Origin of the sequence: Longimonas halophila, assembly GCF_002554705.1 — a bacterium.
GTDB lineage: Bacteria > Bacteroidota > Rhodothermia > Rhodothermales > Salinibacteraceae > Longimonas > Longimonas halophila.
Genome location: NZ_PDEP01000002.1, coordinates 12,967 through 36,181, shown reverse-complemented (window position 1 = coordinate 36,181; position 23,215 = coordinate 12,967). Strand labels below are relative to the sequence as shown.

General features: G+C 58.9%; 14 protein-coding genes and 1 tRNA gene. 12 read left to right on the top strand and 3 right to left on the bottom strand.

Annotated features, from left to right (window positions below):
• Positions 1 to 10 precede the first annotated feature (10 nt).
• On the bottom strand, positions 11 to 1,327 hold the full coding sequence (gene hmgA / locus CRI93_RS02705) for a hydroxymethylglutaryl-CoA reductase (NADPH) (protein ID WP_098061081.1): 1,317 nt from the start codon (positions 1,325 to 1,327) through the stop codon (positions 11 to 13).
• A gap of 661 nt (positions 1,328 to 1,988) precedes the next feature.
• On the opposite strand from hmgA, the gene CRI93_RS02700 reads away from it, so the two are divergent.
• The 5 genes from CRI93_RS02700 (at position 1,989) to CRI93_RS15025 (ending at position 14,093) form a co-directional block, all read left to right on the top strand.
• Positions 1,989 to 3,185 carry an MFS transporter gene (locus CRI93_RS02700; RefSeq protein WP_098061298.1) on the top strand — a complete coding sequence of 399 codons (1,197 nt, stop codon included), beginning with the start codon at positions 1,989 to 1,991 and terminating at the stop codon, positions 3,183 to 3,185.
• A 438-nt stretch (positions 3,186 to 3,623) separates the two neighbouring features.
• Entirely contained in the window at positions 3,624 to 12,170 is an 8,547-nt protein-coding gene (locus tag CRI93_RS02695) for an Ig-like domain-containing protein (RefSeq protein ID WP_098061080.1), read from the top strand.
• A gap of 125 nt (positions 12,171 to 12,295) precedes the next feature.
• Positions 12,296 to 12,745, top strand: a complete 450-nt coding sequence (locus CRI93_RS02690; protein WP_098061079.1) for a fibronectin type III domain-containing protein — start codon at positions 12,296 to 12,298, stop codon at positions 12,743 to 12,745.
• Between the two features lie 326 nt (positions 12,746 to 13,071).
• Positions 13,072 to 13,632 carry an exosortase X gene (xrtX, locus tag CRI93_RS02685; protein WP_098061078.1) on the top strand — a complete coding sequence of 187 codons (561 nt, stop codon included), beginning with the start codon at positions 13,072 to 13,074 and terminating at the stop codon, positions 13,630 to 13,632.
• Positions 13,629 to 14,093, top strand: coding sequence for a hypothetical protein (locus CRI93_RS15025; protein ID WP_141491531.1), 465 nt, complete (start codon positions 13,629 to 13,631; stop codon positions 14,091 to 14,093). The genes xrtX and CRI93_RS15025 overlap by 4 nt, the downstream gene beginning before the upstream one ends.
• 3 nt (positions 14,094 to 14,096) lie before the next feature.
• Here CRI93_RS15025 and CRI93_RS02680 read toward each other — a convergent pair whose 3' ends face one another.
• Positions 14,097 to 15,335, bottom strand: a complete 1,239-nt coding sequence (locus CRI93_RS02680) for a D-alanine--D-alanine ligase family protein (RefSeq protein WP_245850275.1) — start codon at positions 15,333 to 15,335, stop codon at positions 14,097 to 14,099.
• 284 nt (positions 15,336 to 15,619) lie between these two features.
• Between CRI93_RS02680 and CRI93_RS02675 the strand changes: the two genes are divergently transcribed.
• The 7 genes from CRI93_RS02675 (at position 15,620) to CRI93_RS02645 (ending at position 22,615) form a co-directional block, all read left to right on the top strand.
• Positions 15,620 to 16,321: a metallophosphoesterase family protein gene (locus CRI93_RS02675; protein ID WP_176521641.1), complete on the top strand. Its 702-nt coding sequence runs from the start codon at positions 15,620 to 15,622 to the stop codon at positions 16,319 to 16,321.
• A gap of 112 nt (positions 16,322 to 16,433) precedes the next feature.
• Positions 16,434 to 16,769, top strand: a complete 336-nt coding sequence (locus tag CRI93_RS02670) for a hypothetical protein (RefSeq protein ID WP_098061075.1) — start codon at positions 16,434 to 16,436, stop codon at positions 16,767 to 16,769.
• Positions 16,770 to 16,827: 58 nt separating this feature from the next.
• Positions 16,828 to 17,778, top strand: coding sequence for a ribose-phosphate diphosphokinase (locus CRI93_RS02665; RefSeq protein ID WP_176521640.1), 951 nt, complete (start codon positions 16,828 to 16,830; stop codon positions 17,776 to 17,778).
• A 95-nt stretch (positions 17,779 to 17,873) separates the two neighbouring features.
• Positions 17,874 to 17,946 (top strand) — tRNA-Ala (locus CRI93_RS02660).
• Positions 17,947 to 18,159: 213 nt separating this feature from the next.
• Positions 18,160 to 18,768 carry a porin family protein gene (locus CRI93_RS02655; RefSeq protein WP_176521639.1) on the top strand — a complete coding sequence of 203 codons (609 nt, stop codon included), beginning with the start codon at positions 18,160 to 18,162 and terminating at the stop codon, positions 18,766 to 18,768.
• Between the two features lie 272 nt (positions 18,769 to 19,040).
• A complete protein-coding gene (locus CRI93_RS02650) occupies positions 19,041 to 21,695 on the top strand; it encodes a serine/threonine-protein kinase (protein ID WP_098061072.1) in 2,655 nt (884 codons plus the stop codon).
• 113 nt (positions 21,696 to 21,808) lie between these two features.
• Entirely contained in the window at positions 21,809 to 22,615 is an 807-nt protein-coding gene (locus CRI93_RS02645; RefSeq protein WP_245850274.1) for an alpha/beta fold hydrolase, read from the top strand.
• A 15-nt stretch (positions 22,616 to 22,630) separates the two neighbouring features.
• Here the strand turns inward: CRI93_RS02645 and CRI93_RS02640 are convergent, their stop codons facing one another.
• Positions 22,631 to 23,212, bottom strand: a complete 582-nt coding sequence (locus tag CRI93_RS02640; protein WP_098061071.1) for a DUF2480 family protein — start codon at positions 23,210 to 23,212, stop codon at positions 22,631 to 22,633.
• Positions 23,213 to 23,215 lie beyond the last annotated feature (3 nt).

Genomic DNA, 23,215 nt, shown 5'->3' with positions numbered 1-23,215 from the left:
GGCGGCGGTGTTACTGTGCGGCGTGGCCGTTCGATGGCGGGGTGGGGCGGCCCAGGTCATTGTGGGCCCGTGCCAGGTGGTGCGAGCTGAGAGCCCCCATGAGCGAGAGCTCGCCCGCGAGCACGGTTGCCCCCAGCAGTTCAGCTACCTGCATCGCCGCAGCGCCCGGTTCGTCGGGGTCGAGCGCCACGCCCATGAGCGAGAGCGCATCCGACTGCGTCTGCAGCGTGGTGCCGCCCCCAATGGCGCCGAGCGGCACATCCGGCATAAAGATGGAGATGTACACGCCGCCGTCGCCCCGTTTTTCGATGCAGGTGGTGCCCAGCGCGCCCTCAACAACCTGCGCGATGTCTTGGCCTGTGGCCACAAAGAAGGCCGCCACCATGTTGGCGTAGTGGGCGTTCATGCCCATGGAACCCGCTGCGGTGGAGCCAAGCATGTTCTTGCGGTACTGCACCTCGGTGAGGTCTTCCGCATTCGTTTTCAGGTAGCGCTTCAGCACCTCCTCGCTAAGCTCAACCTCGGCAAAGATACGCTTGCCGCGACCTTCTTGCACGTTTACGGCGGAAGGCTTTTTATCGACGCAGTAGTTGCCCGAAAGCGAGACAAACTCGACGCCTGTTTCGGGCACAATGAGGTCTTGGATGACCTGATTGCATGCGAGTGTAGCCATGTTCATGCCCATGGCGTCGCCGGTGGAGAAGCGAAAGCGCAGAAACACGGTCGAGCCCAGCGAAAACGGGCGGATGTCTTTCAGCTTGAGGTAGCGGCTGGTAGCCTCAACCTGTGTGCGAATCTCATCTTCGTTGTCTTCGACCCAATCCGTAAAGGCCGTGGACTCGCGGATGCCCGATGTGCGAAACACGGGGGCACGCGTCATGCCTACGTCCTCCACATGCACAATAGCCCCGTCGGCCGCCCGCAGGGTGGCACAGCCACGGTTCACGCTGGCGATGAGGGCGCCCTCGGTGGTGGCCAGTGGCACGTAGCGGTCGTCATTGATGTAGTCGCCGCGCACCGGTACCGGACCCACCGCGCCCATGGGCACCTGGGCCACGCCGATGAGGTTCTCGCAATTGCGGGTCGACACGACCTCAGCATCAAACGAATAGTGATCAAGTCCTTTGGTTTTGGTATCGGCCGCTTGCTCAAGCGCCTCGCGCCGGATCGACGCCGCCTCGCGCGCTGGGAGGTCCTTCGGAAGTTTGTGGAGGGAGAGTTGACCAGTGGCCAGGGCTTGAATAAGCTCCTCGCGTTGCGTTGGGGCTGGTTTTTCGAGGGTGGTACGCGCCGAGGCTGTACCGTTGGTGGGGCTACCGCTATTCATTGCCCTACAGGTATTTAGATTCAAAGGACTCTCGTTACCACGTTCATCTGCAAGAGATGTTTACATGTCGGGATCGGAGCCCGCACAGGGCCAAGAAGACCGCTCGACTTGTGTAGAGCCGAGCATGTAAACTAACTCAGAGTAAGGGGCGTCTGCACGCATGGGTTCTTCATGCATGGCTCCGAGCCAGGTTGTGGCTCGTTGAGCAGGCCCCGCGCATCACTTACAAAAGTATCGACGGCATATGTAAAAGCATTGGCGCACGCAAGCGTTGCTCATAGATTTGTGGATTGGGCATTGTTCATTATGGCTTCGTGATTTTGGGGGTAGTAGGCGTAACGCCCTTGTTAAAACCGAGAGGGGCACCCTGGAACGGTTTACGTACAGAGGACTGCTCCGTTTTTGTACAACGCCCATCATAGAAGCCCCGACTGAAACAAGGATCAGATAACGTAACAAGTACGCGTCCCAAATTACACCAGGTGCATTACGCAAAGTGGGAAGCTATTGCTACACCTGCTGATGAGTACGGAATTGCGGATGCGATAATCCGATGGAATGCCCGGCAATGTTGCAGGCACGTTGCGCGCTACAGGACCGCAGCGGGTTCCCTTTCGTATCGCAGGTGTTCGCAATCTTTACGCCCAAAGCTGACTGCGCTGTGAACCTGTGGTCTTATAACGGAGCCGTATTGGCCGCATGTACCCTGGCCTTTTTCGCGACGATGGCTGCGCGTTTGGCTATTAGTCCAGTAGTGCCCGCTATGAGTGCCGAGTTCGGGGTGTCGAACGGGGCCATTGGTGCTGCGCTTACGGGGATGTGGATGGCCTATGCGCTCTCGCAGTTTCCCAGCGGCCTATTGGGCGATCGGCTGGGCGAGCGGGTTGTTGTCCTCACAGCGGTAGTAGGTACCGCTATAACCAGTGGACTCTTGGCAATTGCAGACGGGTACGCGCTCTTTTTTGCTGCAGCGGTGGCCCTCGGGGCAATGGCCGGGCTGCACTACAGCGCGGCGACCTCGCTGCTTACGCGCACGTTCCGCCAAACGGGTACAGCGATCGGCATCCACTCTGCTGGAGCGCCCCTGGCCGGAGTGCTTACGCCGGTTGCTGCGGGTACACTGGGCGCTATGTTCGGATGGCGATACGCCGTTGCCGTTGGCGCTATGGTGGCCATCCCCACCGCTCTTCTTTTCGTGAAGACCGTCCGCGACACCCCCCCAAGCCGTCCAGACACCGCCGTATGGACACGCATTCGGGTACGCCCTATTGCCGAGCTGCTGGCGCGTCCGCCGATCTTGTGGACAGGCGCTCTTGCATTTGTGGGGGCGTTTGTGTGGCAGGCCACTGCGTCATTTCTTCCCACCTTTCTGGTCGCCCACCATGGATACACAGAAGCAGGAGCCGGTGTCTTTTTCTCGGCCTATTTCGTGGTGCAGGGACTGGGACAGCCGCTTGTGGGCGGGCTCTCTGATCGTATTGGGCGGTACCCTGCGGCTACGTTAGCAACGACTGTTGGAGCCGTAGGGTACGGGCTCTTTGTGGTAGGAAGCAGCATGGAGGCGCTCGTTGTAGCCACTGGTTGTGTGGGCATTGCCATGAGCTGGGGGGCTGCGCTGCTTCCGAAGTTCATGGACCACCTCAGCGCCGATGAGCGCGGTGCCGGATTTGGGCTTATCCGCACCAGCTACATGGTGTTAGGGGCAACGGGCAGCGTGGCAACGGGCTTTGCTGCCGATGTGTGGGGGTGGGGCGTAGCCTTTGCTGGACTGGCCATGCTTCTGGCTGGGATGTCGATTGTGATGCTTGGTGCACAGCATTACTACAGCGCATGGGTGCCTGTGGCCGCTGGCGAGTAAGGCAGCATCGTGCGCAACAGATACTGCCTTACGTCTGCCATCGTACAAAAAACACACCTCCGCATCTGCAGGTCAGTTCATCCCTTGTTCACGATAAAAGTGAAGTTCATGTTTGCCCTTCTGTGAGCGTCATGTTACGATAATATACGCATCGTGCAAAAGGTGCGGTTCAAAGCCGTACCTGCTTGTCCCCCAAGCGCATAATCGAGTCAGTTCGTATCGTTGTATGCGCGCCGATGCCTTATTGAGACAGTTTAAGAATGCTGGGCAGTGGACGGCTTTCCGTGTGCATGGAAGGGCGTTCGCCCCCTACCGCCGTACGGCAATCTACTCCAGCGGCTACAGGGACCCAGTGTGTCTTCAGGTACATCCGGTCTCCACCAAGATGGAGCCAGTACACGGTACTCGCAATTTTCTGACCGTACACCAACTGCAGTTATGGATCATTGGAACGATACAGATCCATCTCATAATGGCACGGGGCCCCCAGAGGGGCACATGGCCGCAATGTGGGATTGGATCCAATCAAGTGCAGCGCGCGCTTGGCCGGTGATGATGGCGCTATTCCTGTTGGCCCCGACGGCCTGGGGACAAGCGCTGAATCACGATGCGCCCAGCGATGCGCTCGTAAACGGAGTCTTTCACGTTAAGGTGAGCGAAAGTGCAAAGTCGGGCATCAGCCTGTCAAATGCAGGCGATGTTGCGCAGATGGGCATCAGCAGCATTGATGCGCTGAGTGCCCAGTTCGATGCCCAGCGCATCGAGCGCATGTTTCCGACGGATCAGCGCCACGCCGAGCGCCACGCCAAGTGGGGGCTCGATCGGTGGTATCGCGTGTATCTGGCCGAAGATGCCGAGAGCATCACGCGGAGCGCAGTGAGCGCTTTCCATGCCGACGCAAATGTCGAAATGGCTGACCATGTGCTGAAAAAGCAGCAGGTTGGGACGCGCGCGGAACGCACTGAGCGTGTTCGTGCACTCGTCGAGAACGTTGAGCAAGGACGGCTCGATGTGACCAACGATCCGCTTTACGAAGATCAGTGGCACTTCAACAATACCGGACAAACGGGGGGAACGCCCGATGCAGACATTGATCTGCCTGAGGCCCACGACATCGAAATGGGGGGCTCGGAGGTCATTGTTCAGGTGATTGACTCGGGCATTGAGCTCGATCATCCCGATATGCAGGGCAGCTACTGGATCAACCCGTGTGAGGAAGAAGACGGGACCGACACCTGCGGCAATGGTTATGTCGACGACATTTACGGCTACAACTTTGCTGATGGCACCGCGAATCCTGAAATTGTAGACCCCTCGCAAGAGGGCAACTCGCACGGTCTGCACGTGTCAGGTACGATTGCTGCGCGCAACAACAATAATGAAGGCGTAGCAAGCGTAGCCGGCGGTGATGGCACCGCCGATAGCGGCGTGCGCATCATGACAGGGTTGACATTCGGAAGCAGCGTGACAGGGTTCGCCGAAGCGCTGATTTACGGAGCCGACAACGGTGCTATTATCTCCAACAATAGTTGGGGATACACCAGTCCTGGCGTGTTTGAACAGCCGCTGCTTGACGCCATTGACTACTTTGTGGCTGAAGCAGGTGGCCCAGATGCCCCCATGGATGGAGGCATCGTAGTGGTTGCTGCTGGAAATAGTGACTCGGACGACGAATGGTATCCGGGCTATTACGAGCCTGCTTTTACCGTTGCGGGTACGCAGCACAATGACGACAAATATTCTGGTTCGAACTTCGGCGACTGGGTAGACATCTCTGCTCCTACAGGCGAGGCGTTCGACCATCCCACCATCAGCACCATTCATACGTCACAAGGCACGTATGGGGGCGACATATGGGTCGGTACCTCCATGTCAGCACCGCACGTTGCAGGAGCCGCGGCCCTGATTGCGTCGAACGAGCCCGGCTTTACGGCTGAGCAGGTGGAGGCGCGTCTCGTGGGTACAGGCGACGAAACGATCGCCGATGAACCTATCGGCCCGCGCGTAAATGCGTTTGCAGCTCTGAGTGCTGAAGACACGCCGCCCGATCCCATTACGGATCTGACTGTGGTCACGCCTAACAACATTACGCCCGGCGCCGTCGTGAATCTGCAATGGACGGCCACCGGAGAAGCAGGAAATGAAGGCACAGCCACGGGCTATGATCTGCGTTACAGCACGGATGGCCCGATTGATAGCGAGGCTGCGTTCGACGCGGCAACGCCTATCGAGGGCCTACCAGCCCCGCAGGAAGCAGGCGAAACTGAAAGCTTCACTGCCGAGGGCCTTCCGTTTGAGGAAGAGGTCTACTTTTCCATCAAGGCGATTGACGCACTTGGCAATAGCTCCGACCTTTCGAACTCGCCGTCTGCCAATACAGGCCCGGCTCCCGAGCTGGCATTTAGCCCTGCGTCGGTAGATGCGTCGCTTGAGATCAACAGTACGACGACAACAAGCCTCACTGTTGAAAACACCGGAAGTGCGGGAAGCACGCTCGAATACAGCTTCCCCAGCATCGCTGCTCAGAATCTGCTGAGCCAGTCGGGCATCGAAACGAACGATACGTCATCCCTTGGGCTGACACGTAACTTTAGCAAGGGCGAAGATCCCAATGCTGGAGCCGGTCATCCGGTGCTGTTAGGCGCGGGTGGACCCGATGAGTTCGGATACCGCTGGATCGATAGCAATGAGCCGGGCGGACCGTCCTTCAACTGGACCGACATTACCGGTGAGGGCACCTCCGTCACACTTGGTGATGACGATTCGGAAACGGTGTCCTTGCCCTTTAGCTTCGACTTCTACGGAGAGACCAAAGAAGAAGTCACGATTGGGTCGAATGGATATCTGACGTTTGGAGCCGACGGGACGGACTTTTCAAACGATGAAATCCCGAATACGGACGATCCGAACGACATTATCGCCCCGTTCTGGGATGACCTTGATCCGTCGAGCGGTGGAAGCGTCCATTATCTGGCCGATGGCAATCAGTTTATCGTTCAGTACACGGATATCCCGTTCTTTGGTGGAGATGGTTCAAACACCTTCCAGGTGATCCTGAATTCCAATGGAGCGGTCCGTTACCAGTACCTTTCAATGACCCCAGCCCAAGAAGCTACGGTTGGAGTCGAGAATGCAGAGGGATTGGATGGACTTCAAGTTGCGTTCAATACCAGCTATGTCGAAGACGGGTTGGCGGTAGACATTGCCGCGGTCCCCGACTTCATTGCTGATGTGAGCCCGGCCTCCGGGTCGCTCTCCAGTGGAAGCAGTGATGATATCACCGTAACGCTGGATGCAACCGGCGTGGGCGCAGGGGACTACGAAAACACCCTGCCGCTTGCAAGCAACGATCCGAATGCAGCAACGTCTGTCATTCCGTTCAACGTCAGCGTAACTGCGGGCCCGCCCGAAATTGCGGTGGATCCGGCTGAAATTGCGTTCGATCCGGTGCTCGAAAATGGAGAAGCTACAGCATCCTTCACCGTCAACAACACCGGCGGCGAAGATCTGGAGATCACCAGCATCGAGTCCGATAGCGACCAGTTCGCGGTTGACGTTGAAACGCCAATTACAGTGGCGTTCGACGACGCCCCGGTAAGCATTCCGGTCACGTTCGCTCCAACCTCGGTCGGTACGTTCGATGCAGCAGTTACAGTAGCGAGCAATGCCGACAACGCTCCTGAAACTACGGTTTCCGTGAGTGGCGAAGGGTTGGAAGCGCCTGAAATCGCTGTAGATCCAGACGCCTTCGACGTAACTGTCGATCTCGGATCGATCGCCGAGCGCACGCTTAGCGTAAGCAACAGCGGCGGCAACGACCTCGAATACGAGGCGGTGTTTAGCACCAATGGCGAAGACGTAGAACCGAGTGCGGTAGCTGCTCCGTTTGCCGGACGCACCAGCTCGGCCAACGCCGATGCCTTTCAGGCCTCGGGCAATGCACGCCCGGCAGGGCAACAGCCTTACCAGGCCAGCGACTACATCTACCAGGTAGACGACGGAAGCTCCGAAGATGCCATCGGCTTGACCGATGGGGGCGACGTGATGTGGATGAACGCTTTCGAAGTTGTCGACGGCGCAACCACAATAACCTCGATTGCTTCGGCCTGGGGAGCTTCTGGACAGGAAGGTGTTCCTGAAGGACGCGTTGCTGAGTTCCTGCTTTACGAAGATCCGAACGACGACGGAGACCCCAGCGATGCGGTCTTGCTTGATCGCGTTGAGGTGACGGTTGAAAGCCCGCACACCGACGAGTTCACGGAAGCCTCCATCGCCCCAACACAGGTCGAAGGTGTATTCTTCGTGGCGGCGCTCTATGTTGATCAGGGAGCAGACGAGTTCCCGGCTCCACAAGATCAGGACACATCAGAAGGTGCTTCGTGGGTCGTTGGATCCAGTGCACCGAACAGTTTTGATGCGGAAGATCTTGGGGCCAACGATGTGCCTCCGGCCAACGTCGATGATGTCGACCTGCCGGGGAACTGGCTCCTCCGCGCTGATGCGGGCGCGCCCATCGTTGCTGTTGCTCCAAACGAAGGAACGGTTGAGCCGGGCGGAAGCCAGGATCTCACCGTTACGTTCGATGGAACGGCTTCTGATCCCGGCAACTACGAGGGCAACATTAGCCTGTTCAGCAACGACTTTGCGAACAGCCCCCTCGATGTGCCTGTCGAACTCTTCATTGACGCCGGTCCGCCACAGATTGTGCTGGATCCGCGTACGCTGGAGTTCGATGAGCGTCTGGTGGGAAGCACGGGTACCCTCACGTTCGACATCACCAACCTGGGTAGCGATACCCTTGAGGTCGCTAACATTACGTCGGCCGCGGATGACTTCACGCCGCTTACGACGTCTGCCGGACCATTGGCTTACAACGAGACGGCTGAAATTGAGGTCGAGTTTACGCCATCTGAGACCGGCGTGCGAGTTGGCACTATTGCCATCGAAAGCAATGCCGAGAACAAGCCGACCGCTGAGGTCGCTGTTGTTGGCGAAGGACTCGCTGCTCCTTCCATTGCAGCCGATCCGGAATCCTTCGATGTAACCGTTCCGTTCGAGGAGACGCTTGAAGAAACGCTTCTCGTAAGCAACGCGGGCGAAGGCGAACTCGAGTATGAGGTCAACATCGTGGGTGGTGCAGCTAACCTGGCTCCATCTGCCGTATCCGCTCCTTACAGCGCCGATGCTGCCACGCAGCACACCGGCAACGCGGATCTTCTCGCCTCGGACACACCCTCGCGTGCTGGACTCATGTCGGCTGCGCCTTACCAGGCCAGCGACTTTGTGTATCAGCTCGACGATGGATCGAGTGAGAACGCGCTGGGCACGCAAGGTGGCGGTGATATTCTCTGGCTGAATGCCTTTGAAACCGTCGAAGAAGCGACGGTCATCGATAATCTGGGGTCGGCGTGGGCATCAAGCGAAGGCAGCGGCTTTCCTGAAGGAGGCCCGGCTGAGCTGTTGATTTACAACGATCCAAACAACGATGGCGACCCCAGCGATGCGGTACTGCTGCAATCCGTTGAAACAACGGTAGAAGCGCCGCACACAGATACCTTCACCACCGAGGAAATTGCTCCGGTGGAGGTAGAGGGGGTATTCTTCGTGGCAGCGATCTATCGTGATCATGCCGACGGAGAGTTTCCGGCACCGCTCGATGAGAGCAGTTCGCCGCAGGGCGCCTCTTGGACCGTCCTGGCCGGACCGAACGCACTTGACGTCGAAGACCTGCCCAACAACGGGCTCTTCGGAAACAACGACGAGTTGGGCATTCCCGGCAACTGGCTCCTGCGTGCCGACGGCTTCTCTGAAGTCGAAGGTGAACCGGGCGTGCGTCCGCTTCCGGCAGACGCTGTGACGGTTGAGCCCAACGAAGGCACCGTGACGCCAGATGGCGAGCAAGAGCTGGCCATCACGTTCAACGGCGACATTCAGCCAGGACCATACACGGGAAGCATCCGGATCCTGAATAACGATCCGCTGCAAAGTGTGCTCGACGTACCGGTAGATATGCTGGTAGACGCCGGGCCGCCCGAAGTCGCACTCGATCCGGAATCGCTCACCTTTGATGGCACACTGGTTGGCGCCAGCAGAACACTGACGTTCGAAATCAGCAATGCCGGTGGCAACCCGCTCATCATCGACAGCGTGACGTCTGACTCTGAGGACTTCATTATCGAAGACGACCTGGCGTTTGACGTGCGCGATGATACGACTGAAGTGAGCGTAGAATTTGCTCCGACGGCCGTTGGTACGCGTTCTGGAGTAATCACGCTGCAGACGAACATCGGAGAGGATGAGACAGTGACGCTGCCGGTAGAAGGCGAAGGCCTTGTGCCTCCGGCGCTCGCGCTGAACCCCGATGTCCTGCAGAACGTGCAGCAAACGAATACACAGGAGGACGTCCCGCTCACGATCTCCAACGATGGAGACAGTGGAAGCACGCTCAACTACAGCTTCCCGGCATTTGCTGCTCAGAACGTACTGAGCCAGCCCGGGGTGGAGCGAAACAACACCTCCAGTGTAGTGAACGGCACGCGCTCCTTTGAGAAAGGAGATGCCGACCCGCATGCGGGTCAAGGACACCCGGTGCAACTGGGTGCAGGCGGGCCCGACGGCTTTGGCTATCGTTGGATCGATAGTAACGAGTTCGGCGGTCCCTCCTTCGAGTGGGTCGACATCAGCGAAAACGAGAATGCTGTAGCACTCGACCTTACCGATGACTTCCTCGGCACACCGTCCGTTGAGGTTGATCTGCCGTTCGAGTTTGACTTCTACGGAGAAGCGAAGACAAGCGTCCGTGTGGATAACAACGGATTCCTGTTCTTCGATAGCCCGAGCGGGAATTACTTCATCAATCAGGAAATCCCAACGCCTGGTGCCCCCAATGGCATTGTGGCTCCGTTCTGGGTAGACCTGAATCCGGATGCAGGAGGCAACGTCTACGTGTACGACGATAGCGAAAATAATCGCTTCATCGTTCAGTACAATGAGGTTCCGCCCTTTGCCTTGGGTGAAACAGAAGATGCGTACACCTTCCAGATTATTCTGACAGCGGAGGGCATGATCCGCTACCAGTATCTGGATATGGATGGCCCAACCAGTGGAGCGACTGTAGGTGTCGAAAACGCCGACGGCTCAGATGGGCTGCAGGTCGCATTCGGCACAGACTACATCGAGAACAATCTGGCTGTAGACATTGCCTTTGTGCCACAGTTCATCGCAAACGTCGAGCCGGCATCCGGCTCCATCGGAAGCGGTGAGAGCGAATCGGTGCAGGTTACCTTCGATTCGGAAGGTCTGGATGTGGGTGTGTACGGACAGGAAGGTCGCTTCGGCCTTGGCGTGTCCACGAACGACCCACGGGCTACGTTTGGCTACACGCCAGCTGTGCTCTCCGTTGTCGGCGAAAATGGCCCGACGATCGCCGATGCCCCGGCCGATCAGGAGCTCACTCTGGGAGGAGCGCCGTTTGAGGTAGACCTCAGCACGGTGTTCACAGACCCCATTGGCGATGGCCTCGAATATAGCATCGAAGCCTCGAATCCAGCACTGGTAGATGCGGCACTGGAAGGGAGCACGCTGACAGTGACGCCGACCGGCGCTGGCATATCGACGGTGTCGATTGCCGCCAGCAACGCCGATGGCGAAGCTCGCGCTGAGTTTGCGGCAACGGTGGGGCAACTCGCTGTGGATGTAAGCCGCGACTTTGGCGGTCAGGCCGCTGATGCCACCAACTACCGCCTTGTGGCACTGCCGGGAGACATTAGCCTCCCAATGAGCGATGTGGTAGCAGGTGAAGTGGGCCTCGATTGGCAAGCGTACTGGGACAATGGTGCCGATGCCGACGCGCTGGTTCAATACGATGGAACGGAAACCTTCACCTTTGAACCGGGCCGTGGCTTCTGGCTCACCGGGCAGAGCGCCTGGGAGCACCAAGGTGAATACAATGCCATCGAGCTCGACCGTCCTGACGGGCGCGTCGCCGTGCCGCTGCACGACGGCTGGAACATTGTATCGAACCCGATGGGTATGGACCTCGACTGGGCTGCAGTAGAAGCGCTCAACGAGGGCAGCTTCCAGCCGCTCTGGGCCTTCAATGGAGCCTTCAGCGAATCGGAAACGTTGGGCTCCGCCATGAGCGGAGAAGCCTACTACTTCCTGAACGATGGTGGGCTTAACGAACTGGTTCTCCAGCCTGGCGAAGAACAGCCCGAACCGCCCTCTGAAACGGCGGGAGCGGCTACGCCCGACACCGATCCGCTGATAAGCATGGCGGCTACGCTGGTTGACCGGCCCGACGTAACGTCGACGGTACAGCTGGGGGTCACGGAGTCGAGCGCAACGGCCAAGCCCCTTGTGGGGCCGCCAAGCGCCTTCGAAGCAGTCAGCTTGCGCATCCAGCCGGATGCTGATGACCAGGCTCTTGCTTCTGCAGAGACGCAGCCGCCCCTGATGCGGTCGCAGCGCACGATGAGCGGCGAGGGGGAAACCTTCACGCTTACGCTGCGCACCCAGGCAGAGGGACCCGTCGAGATTCGCTTTAGCGATCTGACGGCCCTGAATGGGCGCGAGGCTGCACTGCTACATCCAAGCGCGGGCACCACGTACGACCTGAGCACGAACTCGACGGTCACGCTTGAGCCCGACAGCGACGAAATTACGCTGCGTGTGGCTATTGGTACACAGGCCTTTGTGGATGGTGCTGTTGATGAGGTGCTGCCGACCGAGCTTACGCTCACGGCGTATCCGAATCCGGTACAGAGCCAGGCCACCGTGCAGTACACGCTCACCGAAGCCGAAGACGTACGCTTCGAAGTGTACGATATGCTGGGCCGCCGCGTCGCTACGCTCACGAATGAGCGCAAGCAGGCGGGGGTACACGAAGTGCCGTTTGATGCCAGCCAGCTGGCCAGCGGTGTCTACTTCGGGCGCTTGCACGTCGGCGGGCAGACGCTGACGCAGAAGATCACGGTGGTGCGCTAATTTGTACCCCGTTTCCTCTCTCCCCGCCGGGATGAGTCCGGCGGGGGCCGAGAGGCCTCTGCATTCACAGTCTCTGTCTATCGACCTGCTTAATCATGCGTATTATAAAGAACTTTTCGACCGCTATGACGCTCTCTCTACGCCAATCACGCGCTGTTCAGCTCCTGTTCGTGGGGGTTTTATCCCTCGGCCTGCTGGTACAGACAGGGTGTGATTCCGAAAGCAACCTGGTTGAGGTGCCGGAACTGCCAACCCCTGAAACGCCAACTGCCCCTTCGGGGCTGGAGGCCGCATCGGGCGACAGTGAAGTTGAGCTCGTGTGGGATACCGTTGATCCGGTAGATTCGTACATCGTGTCGTATAGCGTGTATCGGACCACCTCGTCGGGTGGGGCGCTTCCAGAAGAACCTGTGGCAACGGGTGTTTCTGGAGGCTCGTATACCGATGCCGAATTGGAAAACGGCACCACGTACTACTACCGTGTAACGTCTACCACGGGCGGCGGTGAAGCCGAGAGCGAAGCCTCAAACGAAGCGGCGGTAACGCCCTTTGCGGGGCCGCCTGATCGTCCATAATCAACCGCAACCTTTCATCACGATGCAGAGCCCGACATAAAAGCGCTGATCGAAATCAGCACGACGTTTTCGTGCATCTGCACAATGCGCCTGCCCTGCTTAACCGCAGCGGCAGGCGTATTGTCATTGGGGGAAGAACCGACCCGAGTGCAGTTGCTTGGAGCCCCAAAAGCGCTGGGGATGCTCCCTCTCAGTGCCAGACCGGTACCGATACTTGAAAGCATGTGCATTCCGTAGCATCCACACAGGCAAATGTCAGGGAACGCAGACAATGACGACAGAATACCACTCTTCCGTATTTCCCCTAATGCACTCGCCCATTGCGCATGTGGTCGCGCTATCAATCGGTACTCCAGTTTCTGCTTAAGGGCCTTGCAATCTATGGGGTGTGGTACGTCGTCTACGACCTCTATCTACTCCCTGATGGGCGGCTGGACGAATGGCTTTCAGTGAATGTGGCGTATGTCACCGCTTCAATTATCAACACACTTGGGTTCGACGCCTTCGCTGAGTATCGCACGGTGCTTATGGCGGGCATTCCAGGCGTGCGCATCATCAACGGGTGCAATGGGCTTACGACAATCGGGCTGTTTATTGGATTTGTAGTCGCCTTTCCTGGGTCATGGCGGCATCGCCTATGGTTCATTCCCGTAGGCATTTTTGCCATCTATGCGGCCAACGTATTCCGAGTTGTGACTATGCTGGGCTTCCAGATGTACTGGCCCGCTGCATTCGACCCCATGCATTCGTTCGGAATGACGACGTTCTTCTACGTTATCGTATTTGGACTGTGGATGGCATGGGTCCACCTCAACGATGATGCGCGCTCGCACCCTGACAACGACGCGTCGCCTGCGCCTGCTCAGACGCCCGCTCTTTCGTCATGAGCACCCTCCGTACGATTGCTGTCCGCCTGCTACTAATGGGACTGCTGTTCATTGGATATTGGACGGCCTGGCGCCCGATGCGAGGAGTTGTGCTTAACGAAGCGGCTGTGCCAGTATTGCAGTGGAGCGCGCCTTCTGAAGCGGCAGTGCAAGCCCGAGGGGGCCCGGTCCGTATCACGCTTTCCAGCGGAACGCAGACGTCGTTGCCTGCCCCTGCAGGAATTCCCTTTCTTCTCCCGGCGCTCTTTCTTGTCGCTGCATTCCCTAAGCACGGATATTGGCTCTTCTTTTGGGCCGGGCACTGCCTTCTCTTTGCATGCATGGTCGCTGCATGGAGCGCAGCACTCATGGCATGGCCCGGTGCGTTTGGGGTAGCCGATTTCCTGCAAACCTATGGCGTGGATCTGTACAGCCTGGGCGTGCCCGTTGCGCTGTGGGTGCGGCATCGCCAGCATGCGTAGGGGCTATCCTTTGCTTCCCTTCAGCCCCGACAGACTACGCTCCGAAAGCAGGTTCACATCGTAGGTGCGGATGCGCCCGCGGGCTTCAGTAAACCGCTGCTGAGCAGCCTGAATGGTGCGGTGCATGAGCTCGTCGAAGGGAATACCGCTCGGCTCCCACAGGTAAAACGAGAACGATCCTGGAATGGTGTTAATCTCGTTGAAGTACACGGTGCCCGTTGCGCGGTCTATCATAAAGTCGATGCGCGCAACCCCTGCACACTCGAACAGCTGAAAGATCTGTACGGCCATCTCCTGAATGGATGCGGTGGTGGCATCGTCCAACTCGGCAGGAATGATGCGATCGAGCGAAGCCATGCCTTCGGGCCCGCCCGTTTTTGTGCCGCCCGCGTTATTGTCGGATTCGCGCATGTACTTGTCCTGAAAAGAGAGTACGTCTTCTTCGGCAGAAGGAACAGGCTCTTCCAGAACACTTGCGGTGGATTCAGTCGGGGTGCCCAGCACCGAGCAGTTGATCTCGCGAAGGTCCGACACCGCCTTTTCCACAATCACCTTGTCGTCGTAGCGCAGGGCATCCTCGATAGCAGCGTCAAGCGCGGCGCGCGTGTCGGCTCGAGCAATACCAATCGACGAGCCCAGCCGTGCGGGCTTCACGATGAGGGGCAAGCCCAGCGTATCCAGGCAGCGTGTAAGCTGTTCGTCTTCGCGCCCTGCCCAGTCGTTATCGCGTAGCGTGACAAAGTCGACGACCGGGATGCCCGCCTGTTGGCAGAGCTGTTTGGAGAGCCCCTTGTCCATGCCCACGGCCGATCCAAGCACGCCGCTGCCGGTGTAGGGCACGCCCATCGCTTCGCAGAGGCCCTGCACACTGCCATCCTCGCCAGGTCCTCCATGCAAGCCCAGCAGCATCACGTCGATGTCGCGGCGCAGTGGGGGGCGGCGCAGGCGTTCCCAGCGCGATTCGGGGGGCACTTCCACAACGCGTAGCGTGCCGTATCCGCCAGGGTGCAGCGCCACAGGGGTGGCTGCGTCCCGGAGCGCGTCGAGATCGCGATAGGTGTCTACCTCCAGCAGCGCATCGCCGGTGTACCAGGTGCCGTCTTTAGCAATGTAAAGCGGCACGGGGGTGTAGCGCTCGCGGTCGAGTGCGGCAGCGGCTTGCAAGGCCGAGATGATCGACACCTCGTGCTCCGGCGCTACGCCTCCCAATACCACGCCAACCGTACACATCGAAGAATCCACAATGCCATGTTATCCAAGTTCAAAAGGGGGTGGGATGCCTGTGTGGAACGCGACACCCACAGTGGGCATCAGCCCATACAAAACCGTTGCGTATGGCCCGTATAGCGGTGACGTGCAGCATACCCATCACAACCGGTTAGGGTTTGATTCAGGGAAGAACGGCCTTACGTACTGCATTGATTGCGTATCAAACAGCACGCCTGTGTGTCTCTTCCGGTTGTAGGCTACCTCAACGTTCAGTATGTTGCACCGTTCATCGTCTAACATTCCAATCCTTTTGTTCTGTGCGGCTCGCTGTTCTCTCCGATATTCATGCTAACCTGCATGCGCTGCAGGCGGCTCTGCGCATTGCTGAACAGGCTGATGTAGAGGCTATCTACTGTCTGGGCGACATCGTGGGATACAACGCAGACCCCGGTCCGTGCGTCGATCTTGTGCGTGAGCACTGCACGCATGTGGTGCAGGGCAATCATGACCGGGCGGTGGCTACGGGCACGGGCATGGAGCAGCTTCCGCAGGACGCACAACGCGCAGCTACGTATCATCGCTCGGTGCTAAGCGCAGACCAGCTCGCGTTTCTGCGCACCCTTCCGCTGGTAGATACGGTAGGTCCGTGCACGCTCGTGCACGCCTCGCCCGATGCTCCCGACGCGTGGAAGCATCTGTCTGCGTACCAGGACATTCGTAAGCAGTTTGAGCATTTTGATACGCCGTTCTGCTTCATGGGCCACACGCACATTCCCGCCGTCATTGCAGATGCACTGGGCGTGTTCGAAGTTCGTGCCGGGCACCGATACCTGATCAACGTAGGGAGTGTGGGACAGCCCCGCGACCATACCCCCAAAGGTAGCCTGGTGCTCTTCGATACCGAGGCCTTAATTCATCGCTGCGTACGGTTTTCTTACGATGTAGACGCTGCAGCAGCCCGCATAGAGGCCGAGCAGCTTCCTGAACGTCTTGCCTACCGCCTGCGCGAGGGACAGTGAGTCTCATGCGTGCGTTGGCCTGCGTGCGTTGGGAGGGGCCGGTTCGTTTTGATCTTTTGGATGCATCTGCAGTACACGCAGCAGCTACTCCTTGTGCGTATTTTAGCCTGCTATGAAACGACTGAACTTCACGCTCGATGCCGAGGCCGTCGCGTTGTTGGATGAGCTGGCCACGACCTATTATGGAGGCAACAAGTCGCGCACCGTACGCGCTGCGCTGGAAAGCTTAGCTGCTCACACCGGCCACGACGGGTGGGTCATTGCAGGCTACACACCCGTACAGCTCCACCACGAGGCCGCCTGCTATACATGCGGCACCACATACAGCGCAGGCGACATTCTAATGCGTCCCGTGTTCGAGCGTGGTGCCAGTCCGCAGGCCCTTACCTCAATCCCAGCGGAGGAGTGGCTCGACTGTCCGCAGTGCGCTGAAGACCGAGCCGTGTAACCCGCGCCTTTGTCATATCGACCCGTTCAACATGATGTCTCGCACTTCTTGCGGCTGCATGACACTGCCCTCTGATGCTGCCTTTGCCCGCTCGTTCAGTGATGCGCTCGGAATTGCTTGTACGGAGGCCCGCGTAAGGCGCTTTCCCGATGGCGAGTTGGAGGTGCAGTGGCATCCTGGAGCAATGCCGCACACTGCGGTTGTGGTGGCGTCGCTGGCCGCCACGCAGACGGATTCGTTGCACGACCGCCTCATGCAATTGGTTTTTGGCATCCACCAACTGAAAACCGCTGGCGTTGAGCGATGCATCGGCGTGGTGCCGTACCTGGGCTATGCGCGCAGCGACACCAAAACGGCTCCAACAGACATGGTGGGTCTGCAGATTGTGATGCGCCACTTGCACTACGCCGGGATGGACGCGCTGCTTACGGTAGACGTGCACACGCCTGCGGCGCTGCACAACGCGTTTACCGGTTCGGCGTGGTCGGTGAATGCGGTCCCGCCAATGGCAAAGGCGCTCTATGCGCATCTACCAGCACAGGTGCCTCTTTCGGTGTGTGCCCCCGATGTAGGAGCGTGGAAACGAGCGCGTGCTTGGGCTGGGGCGCTATCAACGCCCGCACGCGGTGCCGTTGAACTGGCTATGGTGCACAAGCAGCGCATCCGTCCCGACGCCGTGACGCATGATGCGTTTACGGGGGATGTGGAAGGCCGTACCGTTGTCGTGGTTGATGACATGATTAGCACAGGGGGTACCATGGCGCAGGCGGTGCGCACCTGTTACGAGCACGGGGCCCACGCCGTGTGGGCAGCAGCTACACATGGACTGCTGGTTGACCCCGCTCCGGTCCGACTGGCCGAGGTCGGAGTCAAAGGCGTGCTGATCGCCGATACCATTCCTGATGACCGCACTGTTAACACGCCTCTTGCAGAACGCCTCCATGTCGTTGATGTGGCTCCCACGTGTGCCGAAGAGCTCAGCGCCGTGCTACCGACAGGCGAGCTGTAAGTCGGCACAGGGTTAAATGAAAGATCACATCGCAGAAAATGTAGGTCGGAACCGAGGTCTGTAGCAGATGTTACGGTACACTGCACATATCCAATGGGGCTATAGCTCAGTTGGTAGAGCGCTGCAATCGCACTGCAGAGGTCAGCGGTTCGAATCCGCTTAGCTCCACTGCCCGACCCCCGACGTGGCCACACTGGCCAAGCCGGGGGTTTTTTATGTGCTGTTTGCATGTTACAGGCATATCTTTGTATAACATACATCTGTCCCCTGTATCAACTATGTTCTCCACCCCACAATGTATACACTCAACGCCCCATCAATACAGTGGACAGAAATACAGAGATAGGCAGGCACAGCGGTAGCAGAGGGCTGATCCCGCTCTTGTTTCTCATTGTTAGCCTTGGAAGCAGTCTACAGCCCGCACAGGCCCAGCTTAATGCCGAATTGGGCATCAAGGCCGGACGCACATTCACGACTGTGTCGGGAGCAGAGCCCTGGAGCGATTCCAACCGCCGTACAGGGTGGATGCTTGCAGGCACTGCTCGAATACCGCTGTCGGACTATTTCATGATCGAATCCAGCGCAGCGTATGTGCAAAAGGGGGCCCGCGAACAGCAGTCCACTCCCAACGGGTCGACGACCATCGCCATGCAGATAAACTACATTGAGTTTCCGCTGATGCTGGGGGCTCGGTGGCCTGTCGGGGCTGACATAGCTGCGCGTGTGCTTGCTGGACCTGCAGTCGGACTCAACATGAGCGCCGAGCGAACAGCAGACCGCCCCTCTCCAGAAGTGCCCGCGTTGCGCGACCAGATACGTCGCACAGAGATAAGTGCCGTGCTGGGAGCAGGGATCGACATCAACATCAACTACCAGACGATCTGGGTCGATGCGCAGTACCACCGAGGTCTCACCGAACTTATGGACGAGCCCACAGGCGGTTCGCTTCAGAATCGGGGGATGAGTGTGACCCTCGGGGTCCTGTTTTAGAGCCCGTTTTGATTCCTTATTTTGGGGTAGTGGATAGACGTTAAACGATAACTCCCCTGATAAAAATCTTTGCTGGGGCAAACGGTCCCCCGTTCGCTCCAGCGGGTTGTCATGTTGAGCGAGGTTGACAGTGAGAGAGATCTCTGGTATACTGAATATACCATCAATATGTAAAAAAATTGAAGTTGTGTTTCGTTAGACCCTCTAAATCACCTCTAAACAAGACAGGAGCGTCAGTACACGGATTGTTTTAGGGTGGGCACCATCATGCTATGAGTATTGGGCATATCGATACGGAGCAGTGGACGCGTGCGATGGAGCTGTTGGATCTTGTCCTGCAGCAGCCATGCGAGGAACGAGCGCCGTTCCTCAATGAGGTGTGTAATGACCCGGACTTGCGCGCCGAAGTGGAGGCGATGCTCTGTGCCAGTGAGCAAACTATAGATTTTCTGGATCAAGGAGGCGCAGCAGCCACGCGTTCATTACTGGGCGACGAGACGCTGGCTAATGCGGTCTTGCCCCATGAGGATAAAGCTGATTCGTATGTGGGGTCGTACCGGCTTATTGAACGTATCGGCACCGGAGGCATGAGCGTCGTGTATCGCGCTGAGCGGGCCGACGGGCACTACGAGCAGCATGTGGCAATCAAGTTGCTCCCGCGCCATTTCGAGACGGATCATCGTGTGGCGCGCTTCCAGGCCGAACGCCAGATCCTGGCGCGGCTGAATCATCCCAACATTGCACGTCTGCTTGATGGCGGTCTCACAGAGGAAGGGCAGCCGTACTTGGTCATGGAGTATGTGGACGGGGTGCCGCTTACCGACTACTGCGCGGCGCATGCATGCTCGCTGAAAAGCCGTTTGAAGCTCCTGCGTACCATCTGCGAGGCCCTGCATCATGCTCATCAGAATCTGGTGGTGCATCGCGATCTCAAACCCGACAATATCCTGGTTACAGAGTCGGGTACCGTAAAGCTGCTTGATTTTGGCATCGCCAAGCTCCTCCATCCCACCCCGCACGACACATCGCAGGCTCTGACGCGCACAGGCGAGTGCCCTATGACTCCTGCCTACGCGGCCCCCGAGCAGATTAAGGGCGACACCATTACCACTGCGACCGATATTTACCAGCTGGGTGTGTTAGCGTATCACATACTCACAGGCACGCATCCGTTTCGTAATTCCGATACGTCGGTTCAAGAAGCCATTCTTGACACAGCGCCTCCACCGCCTTCATCGGCAGTCCGGTCAGCGTCTGAATTGCCTACATGGACAGGCGAACCGGGCGCGTCCCTCACAACGGACCTGGATACCGTGGTGCTGAAGGCACTGCGTAAGGAGCCGACACGCCGCTACCGCTCGGCCCAGGCGTTTGCTGCCGATTTAACCCGCTACCTGAATGACCGTCCGGTGCAGGCCCAACGTGTAACATGGCATTACCGTATGCGCAAGTTTGTGGAGCGCAACTGGTCTGGTGTTGTGGTGGCGGCAGGCGTAGTGCTTCTTTTTGTGGGACTGAGCCTCTTCCATGTGCATCGCCTTTCAACAGAACGCACAACCGCAGAGCGTCACGCCGAAGCCGCTGCTGCGGTTACATCGTTCATGGTTGACCTTATTGAGATGGGCGATCCGGCGGAGGCTCGGGGCGGAGCCATCACGCCGCGTGATCTGCTAAGCCATGGGCTGGCACGCGTGGAGCATATCGACGGGCAGCCCGAAGTGGAAGCGCAGGTGCGGCTGGCGCTGGGCCGCGTGTACCGACGGGTGGGAGAGTACGACGATGCACGCCCGCTCATTGAGCGCGCCCTCGAACTGCAACGCCGTCATCTTCCGCCCACCCATGTGGAGCGGGCCGAAGGGTTAAAACAGAAAGGGGCACTGCTGGCAGCCGTTGACGACTTTGAGGAAGCTGAAACCGCGCTGCGTCGATCGCTCGACATCTGGAATCAGCATGGGGAAGCGAGCTTACTCGACCGGGCCCGCACCCAGCACCGGCTGGCCTATGTATTGCGGCGTCAGGGGCAGTACGATCAGGCCCTGGCGCTCCATCGCGACAACGTCCGGCTGCGTCGGAATGCGCTGGGGGCAGAGCACCCCGAAACGTTGGAGAGTGTGAAGCGCGCAGGCATTACGCTGCATAATTTGGGGGACTATGCTGCTGCCGAGGAGCGGTATCGGCAGGCTATTCATGGACAACGGGCTGTGCTGGAGACTCCGCATCCGAAGCTGGCGACGAGCTTGAGCAGCCTGGGCGCGCTCTACATGAATCAGGGACGCTTTCAAGCCGCTACGACGCTGCTGACGGAGGCGTTGCAGATGCGACGCGACATCTATGGTACCGAACACGAAACGGTGGCCCTCACCCTGAACAACCTGGCCATGGCGGTGCGGGACCAGGGTGCTCTTCAGGAGGCCGATTCGCTCTTTCAGGAGACGCTATCGGTGCGCCGGGCCCTGCATCAGGACCCGCATACCGGTACGGCTATGACGCTGCGTGAAATGGGCACGCTCTATCTGTACACTAACCGTCTACCAGAGGCACAGACAGCGTTTCAGGAGGCGCTTCGCATCTTTGAAACTACGCTGGACCCCGACCACTCGTTTGTGGTGCGTACGCAAATCGATCTGGGATACGTACGTAATGCCCTCCGCGACGAGGCCGTTAGCCAGTCTCGCATTGACGACGCTTTCCAGGCTGTGCAGCGCATCCACCCCGACTCGTCGTTAGAGCGGGGGCTGGCCAACGTGCACTACGGAGCGCTAATTGCCCAACAACGAGAACGGATGCCCCAGGCCGATTCGTTGCTGCAGGCAGGCACAGCCATCCTCGCATCGCTGGACGGCAACAACGCCTTGTCTACGTCCAGCCAGCGTCTGCAGTATGCCCGCGAGGTGCAGCGCGCAGCGCAGACGCAACCTCAGCCATAGTCCAACGCCAAGCAACGTTTCGCGGCGGTCCGTAAGTGCATTGTGGAACCGCCTCTTTGTGGTCCGCATCTGCTATACCGTGCCGATGCTCTTGTTCGCTGCCCAACTGCCACATGCCTACGCTTGCTGTTGACGACATTGCGCTGCACTACACCGACACCGAGCGCGACGCGCCACCGCTGGTCTTTGTCCACGGATTAGGGTCAAGCGGACGCGACTGGGCACCGCAGGTCGAGGCCCTTGCATCCGACTTTCGCGTGCTGACGTGCGATTTGCGTGGGCACGGCCATACCAGCACGCCCGAGGGGCCGTACAGCATTGCGCAGATGGCTCGTGATGTGGCGGTGTGGCTACGCAAGATCGACGCTGCCCCCGCACATGTAGTGGGCCTGTCAATGGGCGGCATGGTTACGTACGAGCTGTTGGCTCACACGCCCGAAGTGGTGCGCAGCGGCACGATTATCAACAGCGTGCCCGGCGTGCAGCTGAACGGGCTTGGCGACTATGCCTTCTACTGGTCACGGCGCGGCGCTGTGCAGGCGCTCGGCATGCGCCGGGTCGGACGCCTCTTGGCCCGCAAGCTATTCATCAAAGCCGACCAGCAGGAGCTGCGCACGCAGTTCATTGAGCGATGGGCCACAAACGACAAGCAGGCGTACCTGGCCTCCATCGACGGACTCGTGGGGTGGAGCGTCGAAGATCGGTTGCCCGCTATTCAGCATCCGGTGCTGGTACTTGCCGCCGACGATGACTACACCCCTGCATCCGCCAAACAACAGCATGCGCACGCCATGCCGAATGCGCAGCTTGCCGTTGTTGCGGATGCACGGCACGCCCTCCCTGTGGAGCGTCCCGATGCGGTGAACGCGTTGCTACGCGCGTTCATAGAGCGTGTGGAGCAGCAAAAGAGTCGCCCATAGGTCGCGTTAGATGTGCTATTTGCCCGGCGTGGGCAGGTTGGCCGAGACGGCTTTTGCGGGGCCCGTGGGCTCTTTTTTCTTCTGCGGACGCCGCCACAGGGGCACGGAGGAGCAGGGCTCGCCGTACATCAGCTTGCGGGCGACGCCTTGCAGCTTCTGCGTGGCAATCAGATACGCCACATCAGGTACGGTATCGCCGCCGCACCCCTTGATTACGACCGGCTTATCGGCGTACGGGCTCCAGTCTTTCGCCTCGAGCGCACGGACGTAGTAGTCGCGAATCAGATCATCTTTGCGGCCAAACGCCACCGAGCGGGCCACGCCCTCCAGCTTCGAGGCCAGCAGCATGTAGCCCCATGTAGGTACGATGGCATCGGTTGAGCAGTACACGGCCACGTGTTCACCCTCGTGCTGGCTGAAGTCGTAGTCTTTGACCGCCTTGCGGAAGGGCTCTTCCTTGAGCATGAGCCCCTGCACCAGAAACGGTTCAATGTCAAGTTCGGCCACGGGCGCATCGTCCCACAGGTCGGCGAGGTTGAAGACCGTGATGTCGCTCTGGGCAACGCGGTTGGTAAGATCGCCAGTCAGGTCGTCCATGGG